Origin of the sequence: Micrococcus lylae (assembly GCF_900163825.1) — a bacterium.
GTDB classification, from domain to species: Bacteria; Actinomycetota; Actinomycetes; order Actinomycetales; family Micrococcaceae; genus Micrococcus; species Micrococcus lylae.
The window spans coordinates 1-14,234 of sequence record NZ_FUKP01000045.1; the positions used below are offsets into that span (position 1 = coordinate 1).

General features: G+C 70.8%; 13 protein-coding genes. 3 read left to right on the forward strand and 10 right to left on the reverse strand.

Translation table 11 applies throughout. The features are described 5' to 3' along the window. The first annotated feature begins 10 nt into the window (after positions 1 to 10). The 3 genes from map (at position 11) to FM125_RS06655 (ending at position 2,958) form a co-directional block, all read left to right on the forward strand. On the forward strand, positions 11 to 820 hold the full coding sequence (gene map / locus FM125_RS06645) for a type I methionyl aminopeptidase (protein ID WP_087134094.1): 810 nt from the start codon (positions 11 to 13) through the stop codon (positions 818 to 820). 68 nt (positions 821 to 888) lie between these two features. Continuing rightward, a complete protein-coding gene (gene ppgK / locus FM125_RS06650; RefSeq protein ID WP_087134059.1) occupies positions 889 to 1,698 on the forward strand; it encodes a polyphosphate--glucose phosphotransferase in 810 nt (269 codons plus the stop codon). Positions 1,699 to 1,716: 18 nt separating this feature from the next. Further along, positions 1,717 to 2,958: an ATP-grasp fold amidoligase family protein gene (locus FM125_RS06655; RefSeq protein WP_087134060.1), complete on the forward strand. Its 1,242-nt coding sequence runs from the start codon at positions 1,717 to 1,719 to the stop codon at positions 2,956 to 2,958. A 179-nt stretch (positions 2,959 to 3,137) separates the two neighbouring features. On the opposite strand, the gene nrdR is transcribed toward FM125_RS06655, so the two are convergent. The 10 genes from nrdR to FM125_RS06705 form a co-directional block, all read right to left on the reverse strand. Then, positions 3,138 to 3,629, reverse strand: coding sequence for a transcriptional regulator NrdR (gene nrdR / locus FM125_RS06660; protein WP_067188660.1), 492 nt, complete (start codon positions 3,627 to 3,629; stop codon positions 3,138 to 3,140). Between the two features lie 51 nt (positions 3,630 to 3,680). After that, entirely contained in the window at positions 3,681 to 7,277 is a 3,597-nt protein-coding gene (gene dnaE / locus FM125_RS06665) for a DNA polymerase III subunit alpha (RefSeq protein ID WP_087134061.1), read from the reverse strand. A 129-nt stretch (positions 7,278 to 7,406) separates the two neighbouring features. After that, a complete protein-coding gene (locus FM125_RS06670) occupies positions 7,407 to 8,366 on the reverse strand; it encodes an RluA family pseudouridine synthase (protein ID WP_087134062.1) in 960 nt (319 codons plus the stop codon). A 2-nt stretch (positions 8,367 to 8,368) separates the two neighbouring features. Next, positions 8,369 to 8,887, reverse strand: coding sequence for a signal peptidase II (lspA, locus tag FM125_RS06675; RefSeq protein WP_067188665.1), 519 nt, complete (start codon positions 8,885 to 8,887; stop codon positions 8,369 to 8,371). A gap of 235 nt (positions 8,888 to 9,122) precedes the next feature. After that, on the reverse strand, positions 9,123 to 9,410 hold the full coding sequence (locus FM125_RS06680) for a YggT family protein (protein ID WP_067188667.1): 288 nt from the start codon (positions 9,408 to 9,410) through the stop codon (positions 9,123 to 9,125). Positions 9,411 to 9,419: 9 nt separating this feature from the next. Then, on the reverse strand, positions 9,420 to 10,055 hold the full coding sequence (locus FM125_RS06685; RefSeq protein ID WP_070639243.1) for a cell division protein SepF: 636 nt from the start codon (positions 10,053 to 10,055) through the stop codon (positions 9,420 to 9,422). Positions 10,056 to 10,187: 132 nt separating this feature from the next. Continuing rightward, positions 10,188 to 10,982: a YggS family pyridoxal phosphate-dependent enzyme gene (locus FM125_RS06690; RefSeq protein ID WP_067188671.1), complete on the reverse strand. Its 795-nt coding sequence runs from the start codon at positions 10,980 to 10,982 to the stop codon at positions 10,188 to 10,190. Further along, positions 10,979 to 11,782 (reverse strand): purine nucleoside phosphorylase YfiH/LACC1 family protein, encoded by an 804-nt coding sequence (locus FM125_RS06695; RefSeq protein WP_087134063.1) that lies wholly within the window; start codon positions 11,780 to 11,782, stop codon positions 10,979 to 10,981. The genes FM125_RS06690 and FM125_RS06695 overlap by 4 nt, the downstream gene beginning before the upstream one ends. A gap of 8 nt (positions 11,783 to 11,790) precedes the next feature. After that, entirely contained in the window at positions 11,791 to 13,098 is a 1,308-nt protein-coding gene (gene ftsZ, locus FM125_RS06700; protein ID WP_087134064.1) for a cell division protein FtsZ, read from the reverse strand. Positions 13,099 to 13,472: 374 nt separating this feature from the next. Beyond that, a complete protein-coding gene (locus FM125_RS06705; protein WP_168165773.1) occupies positions 13,473 to 14,207 on the reverse strand; it encodes a cell division protein FtsQ/DivIB in 735 nt (244 codons plus the stop codon). Positions 14,208 to 14,234: the final 27 nt, after the last annotated feature.

Genomic DNA, 14,234 nt, shown 5'->3' on the forward strand with positions numbered 1-14,234 from the left:
CGCCCCGCCCGTGCCCGCCTCGATCCCGCGCCCCGAGTACGTGGGCAAGAAGACCGCGGACGAGGGCAACGCCTCGGACGTCTACGACGCCGCCGGCATCGCCCGGATCCGCGAGGCCGGCCGCCTCGCCGCCGAGGCCATGGAGCACACCGCCGCCCACATCCGTCCCGGCGTCACCACGGACGAGCTCGACCGGATCGCCCACCAGTACCTCGTCGAGCGCGGCGCCTACCCGTCCTGCCTCGGCTACCGCGAGTTCCCGCGCTCGATCTGCACCTCCCTGAACGAGGTCATCTGCCACGGCATCCCGGACTCGACCGTCCTCGAGGACGGGGACATCCTCAACCTGGACATCACCGCCTACTACGACGGCGTCCACGGGGACCACAACCGCACCTTCCTGGTCGGCGACGTGGACGAGGAGTCCCGCCTGCTCGTCGAGCGCACCCACGAGGCCATGATGCGGGGCATCCGTGCCGTCAAGCCCGGCCGCCAGGTCAACATCATCGGCCGCGCCATCGAGTCCTACGCCAAGCGCTTCGGCTACGGCGTGGTCCGCGACTTCATCGGCCACGGCGTCGGCGTGGAATTCCACTCCGGCCTCGTGATCCCCCACTACGACACGGCCCCGCTGCACGACACCCTGCTCGTTCCCGGCATGGTCTTCACCATCGAGCCGATGATCACCCTCGGCACCCACGAGTGGGACATGTGGGACGACGGCTGGACCGTGGTCACCCGGGACCGGAAGCGCACGGCACAGTTCGAGCACACGATCGTGGTCACCGAGGACGGCGCGGAGATCCTCACCGCCGTCTGACACGTGTGAGTCGCGCCACGGGCGCCGGTGCGCGGACAGCCCTCGGGCCTGTCCGTAGACTGGCGCCCGTGAGCACTTCGAGCACCTCCAAGTACCCCACGGCCGTCGGCATCGATGTGGGCGGCACCGGCATCAAGGGCGGTCAGGTCCGCCTCGGCACCGGCAAGAAGGCCGGCACTCTGCGCGGCGACCGCTTCCGCATCCCGACCCCGCAGCCCGCCGTCCCGGACTCCGTCGCCCAGACCCTCGCGGCGATCGCCGAGGAGCTCGACGCCCGCCCGAAGGCCGCCCCGGCCGACGCGACCCTGGGCGTCTGCTTCCCCTCGATCGTCCGCGACGGCGTCTGCCTGTCCGCGAACAACATCGACACCTCCTGGATCGGCACCGACATCGCCGGTCTCTTCTCCGAGACCCTCAAGCGTCCGGTGCGTGTGCTCAACGACGCCGACGCCGCCGGCCTCGCCGAGGCCCGCTACGGCGCCGGACGCGGCGCCCAGGGACTGGTCATGGTCATCACCCTCGGCACCGGCATCGGCGGCGCCATGATCCACGACGGCCGCCTCGTCCCGAACTTCGAGGTCGGCACCATGGAGCTGGACGGCGTCATGGCCGAGCAGCGCGCCTCCGCCAAGGCCCGCGAACGTGAGAACCTGTCCTGGCCCGAGTACGCCGAGCGGCTGCAGCGCTTCTTCGGCCACCTCGAGCGGATCTTCTCCCCCGACCTGTTCATCGTCGGAGGCGGCATCTCCAAGCGCCCGGACGACTACCTGCCGCTGCTGCGGCTGAACGCCCCCATCGTCCCCGCCCAGCTGGTGAACAACGCGGGCATCGTCGGCGCCGCCCTGGCCGCTCACGACGACCCGGCCGACGCGAACTGACGTCACAGGAGAGTCGACATGACACCCCGTCCTCGCACGGCCCTGTCCCGGCTCCTGCGCCGAACCGTGCCGACGCCCGTGACGTCGGCGCTCCGGCGCTACCGGGGCACGTCCGCTGCGAACGCCCCGGCCTCCGCCGTCCCATCGGCCGACGAACGTCTGCGCCGTTCCGAGGCCCGCACGAAGGAGCTGCTGGAACTGCTGGCCGATGCGCAGGCCCGTGCCGCGCAGCACGAGGGCACGCTGGCGGAGGCACAGGCGCAGCTGGCCGACGCCGTCGCGGAGCGCGACGCGGCCCGCAAGGAGGTGAGGCGGCTGCGCAACCACGTGGCGATCTGGCAGAGGCGCATCAAGTCCCCTTCGTTCCTGCGCCACCACCACGCCTGGGTCGACCTCGGCAAGCACTACCGTCAGGATCCCAGCCCTGCGAAGGAGCGCATCGGCGAGCTCAACCGCAAGCTGTGGGTCCATGCCTACGCGGCCAGCCACGGCGTCGCCCTGCCCACGATCTATGCACTGGCCGAGCGTCCCGAGGACGTCGACCTGTCTCGACTGCCGGACGAATTCGTCGTGAAGTCCGACGGCGGCACGGCCAGCAAGGCGGTCCTGCCGCTGCGCCGAGTGGGCGAGGACCGCTACGAGTGGATCAGCCATGACCCGCCCCGTACGCTCTCCACGACCGAGGTCGTCGAGCACTTCCAGGCCGCACGTGCCGCCGGTGCCTCCTACGGCCCCGTCTTCGCCGAGCAGCTGCTCCGTCCGCTGCACGGCGAGGGCCTGCCCGACGACGTGAAGATCTACGTCGCCTACGGAAAGGTCCTGCACGTCCTCCTGCGCCGACCGCAGATCATCGACGGCCGCCCGGTCACCACCACGCGCTATGTGGACGACAAGGGCGTCAGCCTGGGCAAGGTGGCGCTGTGGGGCCAGCACTCCGAGGACATCCCGGTCCCCGAGCAGCTCGACCAGATGCTGGCCGTCGCCGTGCGGCTCTCCCTGTCCCTGCCGATGCCGCTGTGCCGCGTCGACATGTACGAGACGCCCGACGGGCCGGTGCTCGGAGAGATCACCCGCACTCCCGGCGCACCGCACTTCTACCGTGAAGACCACGACCTGTTCCTCGGCAACGAGTGGACCAAGGCGGAGGCGCGCCTGTTCGAGGACATGCACCAGGGGCGCTCGGGTCGTCCCCTGTGGGGACCGCACGCGGACCTGTCGATGATCGACGACATCCCCGGCTTCGACGCACCCCAGGCCTGACCCGACCCCCAGACGAGGCGAGGTCCCGACGGACGGCGAGCGGCCGTCGTCGGGACCTCGTTGCCTCTGCACGCGCGGGGCCGACGGACCCGGAATGCACCGAGGGCGGTTCCGGCTTCCCCTCCGGAACCGCCCTCGGCAGACTCGTGGTCCCGGCACTGCCGGAACCGGGCACCACTCTACCGGGTGAACAGCCGTGGTTGTAAAGCCGGAGAACGACGTTCGTCCCCCATCTCCCGCAGGTCCGCGATCGCGGTCTCGAAGTCCTGCAGCGACTCGAAGTCCTGGTAGACGGACGCGAACCGCAGATACGCCACCTTGTCCAGCCGGCGCAGCGGGTCCAGGATCGCCAGGCCGACGTCATGCGCGTCCACCTCCGCATGGCCGGTGGCGCGGATCGACTCCTCGACCTCCTGTGCCAGCATCGCCAGGTCGTCCGCGCTCACGGGGCGACCCTGGCAGGCCTTGCGCACGCCGTTGATCACCTTGGAGCGGTCGAAGGGCTCGGCCACGCCGGAGCGCTTCACCACGGTCAGCGACGTGGTCTCCATGGTGGTGAACCGCTTGCCGCAGTCCTGGCACTGGCGGCGCCGGCGGATCGCCGAGCCGTCGTCCAACGAGCGCGAGTCCACCACACGGGAGGCCTCATGCCGGCAGTACGGACAGTGCACGTCTGCTCCTTCCGATCACGCGGGGGCGTCTGTGGTGAGCGTACCGCGCGCTCAGCCCAGGCAGTGGGAGCCGAGCAGCACCTTGAGGTCGCCGAACAGCGCCGGGTTCGGGTTCACCCGGAACTGCGGGCCCAGCTGGTAGACCTCCGTGGACCGCTGGCCGGACAGGTGCAGGCGCACCTCCGTGGAGCCGTCGTGGTTGCGGAGGGTGTCCGCGAGCTGGCCCATCAGTTCCTCCGTGGCACGGAACGCCGGGATGGTGATGGTCACCGGCCCGCCGTCCGTGTCCTTCAGCTCCGGGATGGTCAGCTCCTGGGCGGAGAGGACCACGGAGCCGTCGTCCCGGCGCTGCACGCGGCCCTTGACCGCCACCACCAGGTCCTCCGCCAACATCATCGCGATCGGGGCGTAGACCTGGCCGAAGAACATCACGTCCATCGAGCCGCCGAGGTCCTCGATCTCGCACCGGGCATAGGCGTTGCCGGAGGACTTCGCGATGCGCCGCTCGAGCGTCGTGATCAGGCCCGCGATCGTCACGGACTGGCCGTCGGCCGGACCGTCGTCGTCCAGCACGCGGGTGATCTGCGTGTCCGCGAACTGGTTGAGGACGCCGTCCAGCCCCTGCAGCGGATGGTCCGAGACGTAGAGGCCGAGCATCTCGCGTTCGAAGGTGAGCTTGTCCTTCTTCGGCCACTCCGGCAGGTCCGGGACCACCACGGAGTCGGACTTCTCCTCCTCCGTGTCCTGCCCGCCGCCGAGCGCGAAGATGTCGAACGTGAACTCGCCGTGGTCCTCCTTGCGCTTCTGCTGCACGGTGGCGTCCACGGCCTCTTCGTGGACGGCGAGCAGCGCGCGGCGGGCGTAGCCGAGGGAGTCGAAGGCGCCGGCCTTGATCATGGACTCGATGGTCCGCTTGTTGCAGACCACCAGCGGCACCTTCGCCAGGAAGTCGCCGAAGGACGTGTAGTTGCCCTTCTCCTCACGGCTCTGGACCATGCCGCGCACGACGTTCGCACCGACGTTGCGGACCGCGCCCATGCCGAAGCGGATGTCGTTGCCGACCGGGGTGAAGTTCTGGAAGGACTCGTTGACGTCCGGCGGCAGCACCGTGATGCCCATGTGGCGGCACTCGTTGAGGTACATCGCCAGCTTGTCCTTGTCATCCCCCACCGAGGTGAGCAGCGCGGCCATGTACTCCGCCGGATAGTGGGCCTTCAGGTACGCGGTCCAGTAGGACACCAGCCCGTACGCGGCCGAATGCGCCTTGTTGAACGCGTAGTCCGAGAACGGCAGCAGGATGTCCCACAGCGCCTTGACGGCGGCCTCCGAGAAGCCGCGGTCGATCATGCCGCCGTGGAAGGCCTCGTACTGCTTGTCCAGCTCGGCCTTCTTCTTCTTGCCCATCGCACGGCGGAGGATGTCCGCCTGTCCGAGCGAGTAGCCGGCGACCTTCTGCGCGATCGCCATGACCTGCTCCTGGTACACGATCAGGCCGTAGGTCGTGTCCAGGATGTCCTTGAGCGGCTCCTCCAGCTCCGGGTGGATCGGGGTGATCTCCTGGAGCCCGTTCTTGCGCAGCGCGTAGTTGGTGTGCGAATTCGCTCCCATCGGGCCCGGACGGTACAGCGCGATGGTCGCCGAGATGTCCTCGAAGTTGTCCGGCCGCATCATCTTCAGCAGCGAGCGCATGGGCCCGCCGTCGAGCTGGAACACGCCGAGGGTGTCGCCGCGGGCGAGCAGCTCGTAGGACGCCCGGTCGTCCACGTCGAGGGTCTCCAGGTCCAGGTCCACGCCCTGGTTGGCCTTCACGTTCTCGATCGCGTCCGAGATGATCGTGAGGTTGCGCAGGCCCAGGAAGTCCATCTTGATCAGTCCGAGCCCCTCCGCGGTGGGGTAGTCGAACTGGGTGATGACCTGGCCGTCCTGCAGCCGGCGCATGATCGGGATGACGTCGATCACCGGGTGCGAGGACATGATGACGCCCGCGGCGTGCACGCCCCACTGCCGCTTCAGGCCCTCCAGGCCCTTCGCCGTCTCGAAGACCTCCTTGGCCACCGGGTCCGTGGCGATCAGCTCGCGGAAGTCACTGGCCTCCGCGTAGCGCTTGGCCTCCGGGTCCTCGATGTCCTTCAGCGGGATGTCCTTGGCCATCACCGCCGGCGGCAGCGCCTTGGTGAGGGCCTCGCCCATGGAGAACGGCTGGTCCATCACGCGGGCGGAGTCCTTGAGCGCCTGCTTCGTCTTGATGGTGCCGTAGGTGACGATCATGGTGACGCGCTCGTCCCCGTACTTGCGGGTGACGTAGTCGATCACCTCGGAGCGGCGGCGATCGTCGAAGTCGACGTCGAAGTCCGGCATGGACACACGGTCCGGGTTGAGGAAGCGCTCGAAGATCAGGCCGTGCTTGAGCGGGTCCAGGTCCGTGATGCGCAGCGCGTACGCGACCATCGAGCCCGCGCCGGAGCCGCGGCCGGGGCCCACGCGGATGCCGTGGTCCTTGGCCCAGTTGATGAAGTCCGCCACCACCAGGAAGTAGCCGGGGAAGCCCATCGAGATGATGACGTCCAGCTCGTAGTCCGCCTGCTTGCGGACGTGGTCCGGCACGCCGTCCGGGTAGCGGTAGTCGAGGCCGGCGGCGACCTCCTTGATCAGCCAGCTGGTCTCGTCCTCCCCGTCCGGGGTGGGGAACAGCGGCATGTAGTTCGCGTCCGTGTCGAAGGAGACCTCGCACCGCTCGGCGATCACCAGGGTGTTGTCGCAGGCCTCCGGAAGCTCCTTGAACAGGTCCCGCATCTGCCGCGGGGACTTCAGGTAGTACTCGGTGCCGGAGAACGCGAAGCGGGAGCCGCCCTGGTCATAGGTCGGCTCGTTGAGCTTGGAGCCGGACTGGATGGCCAGCAGCGCCTCATGGGCCTTCGAGTCGTGCTCGTGGGTGTAGTGCAGGTCGTTCGTGGCCACGAACGGTAGGTCCAGCTCCTTGGCGAGCCGGCGCAGGTCCGTCATGACGCGGCGCTCGATGTCGAGGCCGTGGTGCATGACCTCGCAGTAGAAGTTGTCCTTGCCGAAGATGTCCCGGAAGTCCGAGGCTGCCTGCAGCGCCTCACGGTACTGCCCCAGGCGCAGGCGGGTCTGCACCTCGCCCGAGGGGCAGCCGGTGGTGGCGATGATGCCCTTGGAGTACTGGCTGAGCAGCTCCCGGTCGATGCGCGGCCACTTCGCGTACACGGAGTCCAGCGAGGCGATCGAGCCCATCTTGAACAGGTTGTGCATGCCCGTGTTGTCCTCGGACAGCAGGGTCATGTGCGTGTACGCGCCGCCGCCGGAGACGTCGTCCCCGCGCTGGTGGGGCTCGCCCCAGCGGGTCTTCTCCTTGTCCGTGCGGTGCTGGTTCCCCGGTGTCAGGTAGGCCTCGAGGCCGATGATCGGCTTCACACCGGCCTGCTTGGCCTTGTTCCAGAAGTCGAAGGCGCCGAAGAGGTACCCGTGGTCCGTGATCGCCAGTGAGTCCATGCCCAGGCGGTTGGCCTCGGCGAAGAGCTCGTCGAGCTTCGCGGCGCCGTCCAGCATCGAGTACTCGGTGTGGGTGTGCAGGTGGACGAAGCCACCGTCCTTCGTGGCCTCTGCGGCGGTCTCGGCGGTCGCGGACATCGGTGCGCACTTCCTCCTGGGCACGGGGCGCACCGGAGGGGACCGGGGCGCCGGGGTGGTTCGGCCGACGGGTCGGACGGTGTCCGGCCGACGGCGGGGGCTGGGCGGCGAGGCTCCAGCCTACTGCGCTCAGGCCTCCCCGCGCAGGGCGGCCAGGGCGTGGTCGAGGTCGTCCGGGTACGGCGAGACGATCGTCACGGACTCCCCCGTGACCGGATGCGGCAGCTCGAGCCGATGGGCGTGCAGCCACTGCCGCGTCAGCCCCAGCTCGGCGGCGAGCTTCGGGTTCGCCCCGTAGGTCAGGTCGCCCACGCACGGATGGCGCAGCGCGGAGAAGTGCACGCGGATCTGGTGGGTGCGTCCGGTCTCCAGGTGCACCTCCACAAGGGTGGCCGGACCGAACGCCTCGAGCGTCTCGTAGTGGGTCACCGAGGCCCGGCCGCCGTCGATCACGGTGAACTTCCACTCGTGGCCGGGGTGCCGGCCGATCGGCGCGTCGATCGTCCCGGACAGCGGCTCCGGCAGGCCCTGCACGACGGCGTGGTACACCTTGGTCGGCACCCGGTCGCGGAACTGGTCCTTGAGCGCCGTGTACGCCTGCTCCGTCTTCGCCACCACCATCACGCCGGTGGTGCCGACGTCGAGCCGGTGTACGATGCCCTGGCGTTCCGGGGCTCCCGAGGTCGAGATCCGGTAGCCCAGCGCGGCCAGGCCGCCGACCACCGTGGGCCCGACCCAGCCGGGCGAGGGGTGGGCGGCCACGCCCGTGGGCTTGTCCACCGCCACCATGTGCTCGTCCTCGAACAGGATGCGCATCTCGTCCACGGGTTCGATCCTCACTTCCAGCGGGTCGCCGTCGTCCGGCACGTCCACCACGAGCCGTTCCCCCGGCACGGCCTTCGCGGACTTGCTCAGGGTGCGGTCGCGTCGGCCGTTGCGGGTCTCGGCGCGGACCAGCCCGCGGGAGAACCAGTCGGCCAGCTGTGAGCGGGAGACCCCGAAGGCCTCCGAGAGCACGACGTCGGCCCGTCGCCCCGCGTGCTCGTCCGTCACCTCGAGCGTCTCCGTGCGTCCGGGGTGCATGCCCATGCTCAGCTCCGCCGCCCGTCGTCGTGGGCACCGTCCACCCGGCGGCCCAGGAAGACCAGGAGGCACACGGCGACCATGGCGCAGCAGATGAACGAGTCTGCGACGTTGAAGACGGCGAAGTTCGGCACCCAGATCATGTCCACCACATGGCCCTGGCCGAACGACGGCGGCCGGAACAGGCGGTCGGTGAGGTTCCCGAGGACTCCGCCGGCCAGGCCGCCGAGCGCCAGGGCCCAGGGCAGGGAGCGCACGCGCAGGATCAGCACCAGCGCGACCACGGCGACGACCGACTGGATCACGGTGAAGACCCAGGTCATGTCCTCGCCGATCGAGAAGGCGGCGCCCGGGTTCAGGATGTAGTGCCAGTGCAGCAGGCCCGGGATCACGTCGATGGTCTGGCCGAGCGTCATGGACTGTTCGACCCAGTACTTGGTGCCCTGGTCCAGTAGGTAGGCGACAACGAGCACCGCCGCCGCGAGGAGCGTGCGGCGGCGGGGGCGGACGACGGCCGTGGAGGTCACCGCTCAGCCTGCTCGACGGCGCGGCCCTGCGTGAGTGGGGTCCGACGGAACCGCTCGGTGACGAGGTCCTCCCTCAACAGCGACATCGGGGCACTCCTCCAGGGTCGGGGGCAGACCCCGGCGCTGGGGTCCGAAGGCGGCGGACATGGCGGTCCGGTGCGGTCCGCAGCCGCGGTCCGGAGGCCTCCGTCAGGCTATCACCGGGGCTGACACGGACGCCGCCGGAGACGGCGGGTCAGACCAGGGCGCGGACGAGAAGCTTCAGGATCACCACGGCGATGAACAGGACGAGGAACGCCAAGTCCAGCTGGACGCCGCCGAGGTTCAGCGGCGGCAGCTTCTGCCGGATCGCGCGCAGCGGTCGGTCGGTGACACCGTAGATCGCGCTCGCCACCACCAGCACGATCCCCGAGGGACGCCAGTGCGGGACGAACGACGTCACGACGTCGAAGACGATCCGGACGATCAGCACGGCCTGGAAGACCGTGAGCAGGATGTACAGGCAGGCGAGCAGCAGCGCCATCGCGAGCGATCAGTCCTCGGTGAACAGGGCGGCGTGCTCGCCGCCGTCCTGGTTCTCGTCTCCCATGACCTCGACGGTCGACGGGGTCAGCAGGAAGACCTTGTTGGTGATGCGGGAGATCGAGCCGTGCAGGCCGAAGACGAGGCCGGCGGAGAAGTCCACGAGGCGCTTGGCCTCGTTGTCCCCCAGCTCGGTCACGTTCATGATCACCGGCATGCCGGAGCGGAACGCCTCGCCGATCGACTTGGCGTCGTTGTAGGACCGCGGGTGCACGGTGGTCAGGGTTCGCACGGGGGCTCCTTCGCTGGCCGACGCGGCGGCACGCTTGATCGGGGTGACGGGGGCACGGTACTCCTGCTCGGAGCTCTCCGCGCGGGACGGGCGCGAGGTCTGGTCCGAGGCGGCCGGACGGGAGCCCTCGGCGCGGGCGGGGCGCTGCTCGCGCTCGGCCGGGGCCGCAGCGGCGGAGGCCGGCTCTGCGGCGGCACGCTGCTCGTGCTCGGCCGGACTGGAGGCCGCCGCGGCCGGACGGTCCTCGGCGGCGGCCGGCCGGCGCTCACGGGATTCCTGGCGCGGGATCTCGTCGTAGTCCTCACCGTCGGCCAGGCCGAGGTAGATCATCGTCTTCTTCAGGGCACCGGACATGCGTCAGTTCCTTCGGGGAGGGGCGGCTCGCAGCGGAGAGGGGCCGCGCCGCCGTGGCCATTCGGTCGGTGACGTCGAGGTCCGACACCCGGGATCCGGGGTCGGCGCGGTCGACGCGCTGTCACATCAACGCTATCCCAGGTGCGCACGGCGTCCGAGGATGTCCGAGCCGATGCGCAGGTGTGTCGCCCCGGCGGCGACCGCCTCCTCGAGGTCGGCGGTCATGCCCATGGAGAGCCGGTCCGCCTCGGGGTGCCCGTCGCGCAGCCGTGCGGACAGGTCTGCCGCGCGTGCGAACGACTCCGCCGGGTCGATCCCGCGCGGGGCGACGCACATCAGGCCGCGCAGGCGCAGCCGCGGCGCGGCGGCGATGCGGGCCGCCAGCGCGGGGACGTCCTCGGGTGCCGCCCCGCCGCGGCCGCCGATGCCGTCGGTCGGACGGTCCTCGGGCTCACGCGGGTCCACGTCCACCTGGATGAGGCAGTCGAGGTCCTCGCGGGCAGGCACCTCGCCCGACGCCGCACGCTCGGCGCGCACCTGCATCGCCCGGGCGAGGGCGTCGACGAGGGACTCGCGGTCCACCGAGTGCACGGCCGCGGCGTAGCGGATGACGTGCTTGGCCTTGTTGGACTGGAGCTGACCGATGAAGTGCCAGGCCGGCGCGGTGACCGAGGCCTCCGCGCAGAGCCCGGCGGTCGCCTCGGCCTTGGGGCGGGCCTCCTGGTCCCGGTTCTCCCCCACGTCCGTGACGCCCAGGCGGGCGAGGGAGAGGACGTCCTCGGCCGGATGCGTCTTGGTCACCACGATCAGACGGGGCCGGTCCGTACGGCCTGCGGCGGCGCACGCCGCCTCGATCCGACCATGGACGTGCTCCAGGCCGGCCGCGATCTCTGCGGAGCGGTCGGCGGCGGGGTGCTGCTCGGTCACGGGGTCCTCCAGACGAGTCCGGCGAAGCGGCCGCGCCCGGGGGCGCGACGATGGGAGAAGAGGCGTTCGTCCTCCACGGTGCACAGCTGCACGCGGTGCACGTCCACGCCGCGGGCGGCCAGCACGGCCTCAGCACCGGCGGGCAGGTCCAGGGAGGGCGTTCCCCAGGATGTGGTGGCGGAGGCCACCGGGAGCACCGTCGCGGACTCCGCCCGCATCTGCTCCGGCACCTCATAGCAGGCGCCGCAGACGCCCGGGCCGATCCAGGCGCGCACCGGCTCGCCCGCACCCGCGTCGGCCGGGCGCAGCGCCGCCAGCCGGTCGAGGGTGTTATGCAGGACGCCGTCCAGAAGACCTCGCCGTCCTGCGTGGGCGACGGCCGTGGCCCCGGTGACGGGGTCGACGAACACCACGGGGAGGCAGTCGGCCACCATGATCGCCAGGGCCTGGGAGCCGCCGGCGGAGACGATGGCGTCGCCGACCCGGACAGGGCCGTCGCCCCAGCCTGCGCCGTCGGCGTCCACGACGTCGGCCGAGTGGATCTGGTCCACGAAGGCCGTCGACCCGGCGTCCACGCCCATCCGCTCCTCGAGTCGGGTGCGGGCCGCCGCGACGCCCTCGCGGGCCCGCTCGCGCTGGTGGCCGGAGCCGTCCGGAAGGACGTGGAAGGCCAGGTTGCCGGCCTGCACCGAGGTGAAGGCCACGTGGACCGCGCGTCCGCCGGCGTCGGTCACCTCATGGAACACGAACGGGTCGGAGGACGCGGCGGCGTCCCCCGACCCGGGCGAGTGGTCGAGCACGTGTCAGATCACTTCAGGAAGTCCGGCACGTCCAGGTCCGAGCCGCCGGAGCCGAGGTCCGGCTCCACGACGGTCGGCAGGTCCTCCTGCGCACGGCGCGGGGCCTGCTGCTGCGACTGCCGGCCGCCGTCCTGCTGAGCGTGGGACGGGGCCTGGCCGCCGAACTGCGACGCACCCGCGACGCCGCCCTGCGAGCCCTGGTTCAGGGGCATGGTGCCCGGCACGGACGGGCGGGACTGCTGCTCGGACTGCTGGCCGCCCTGGCCACCCTGCTGGCCTCCGGACTGCGCGGAGCCCTGCTGGCCGGCAGCGGACTGGCCCGGAACGGGCTGCTGACCGGAGCCGTAGGAGGTGGGGGCGGAGGTGACGTCCACCTTGTCGAAGCCCGCGGCGATGACGGTGACGCGCACCTCGTCGCCCAGGGCGTCGTCGATGACGGTGCCGAAGATGATCTTGGCCTCCGGGTGCGCGACCTCCTGGACGAGGCGGGCGGCCTCGTTGATCTCGAACAGGCCCAGGTCCGAACCGCCCTGGATGGAGAGCAGCACGCCGTGGGCACCGTCGATGGAGGCCTCCAGCAGCGGGGAGGCGATGGCCAGCTCGGCGGCCTTGACGGCGCGGTCCTCGCCCTGGGCGTGGCCGATGCCCATGAGCGCCGACCCGGCACCCTGCATCACGGACTTCACGTCGGCGAAGTCCAGGTTGATCAGGCCCGGGGTGGTGATCAGGTCGGTAATGCCCTGCACGCCGGACAGGAGCACCTGGTCGGCCTGGCGGAAGGCGTCCATGACGGAGACGTTGCGGTCCGAGATGGAGAGCAGGCGGTCGTTCGGGATGACGATGAGGGTGTCGACCTCGTCGCGCAGGGCGTCGATGCCGTTCTCGGCGGAGTCGGCGCGGCGACGGCCCTCGAAGGTGAACGGGCGGGTGACGACGCCGATGGTCAGGGCGCCCAGGGAACGGGCGATGCGGGCCACGACCGGGGCGCCGCCGGTGCCGGTGCCGCCGCCCTCGCCGGCGGTCACGAAGACCATGTCCGCACCGCGGAGGACCTCCTCGATCTCCTCGGCGTGGTCCTCGGCGGCCTGACGGCCGACCTCGGGGTTCGCGCCGGCGCCGAGGCCGCGCGTGAGCTCGCGGCCCACGTCGAGCTTGACGTCGGCGTCCGACATCAGCAGAGCCTGCGCGTCAGTGTTGATCGCGATGAATTCGACGCCGCGCAGGCCGACCTCGATCATGCGGTTGACGGCGTTCACGCCGCCGCCGCCGATGCCGACGACCTTGATGACGGCCAGGTAGTTCTGGGGTGCAGCCACGGTGTTCAGTTCCCTTGTCTTCAGTCTCGATGTGAGCCGGTGCCGACGCGGGGCCATGGGCGACCGAGTCGGGCGGATGCCGCCGCGCCGCCCTCCCATCCCCGGACCCTCAACACGGGGTTGAAGGCTGCCCGGAGGCGCGGAGGAGAACGCGGCGACACCCAACGTTCAGGGCAACGGTAGCGTCACGGCGGACCGCCGCGCAAAGCGCCCAGGCCCGCATGGACGCTGATTTCTCGCCATAGATCTCAACCTTCACGCGATGCTTGAACCACACGCGCTCTCCGCGCGACGCCCGAGGGGCGCGATCTGGCCGCACCCATCGCCTTCACCTTCACCTTCGCGTTGAATGCTGTGAGGTTGCGGCGACCTCGTCACCGGGTGACCGGGCGGTCCGGGACGGAGACGTCGAGCTCCTCGACACCCGCCCGGGACTCCTCGCCCTGCCCGAGAAGCGATTCCACCACGGCGGCCTTGACCCGGGGCTGGTCCGTGCCACCCCACTGGACGGACGGGCCGTCCTCCAGGCGCAGCTCGACGGAGTCCGGACCGGCGGCGCGGACCTCCTCCACCCGCTCGCGCAGGGCGGACGGCAGCGCGTCGACGACGGCCGCCACGGCGGCACGGGTGCGCTCGTCGGCGTGCAGCACCCCCGGGGCGACCGGCACGGGCGTCTCGCCCTCGAACACCCGTGGATCGACACCCGACAGCACGGCCCCGTCGTCCATCAGCACACGGGCGGTGCCGTCGGAGACGTGGGCCGCCACCGGACGGCGCTCGTGCACGGTCACCTGGAGGCCCGTGGGCGGGGCTGCGATCATGTCCAACGACTCGACCCCGGGCAGGTCGCCGGCGAGGTCCTGGACGCGTCCTCGGCCGACCTGCGGCAGCGGAACGCCGTGAAGGGGCCGGAGACGCTCTTCGACGTCGGCGCGGTCCACGAGACGGGTGCCGTCGACCTCCACGCGGTCCACGGCCAGCACCGGCGAGAAGTAGAGCACCAGGGCGCCGGCCACCAGCGCGACCAGGGCGAACGCGGCCATCGTCCACCGCAGCCAGCGGCGGGGCCTGCGTGCAGGCTCCGGGAACGCGACGACGTTCTGGCCCACAGGCTGGGACGAGGAGTCCCGGCGCCG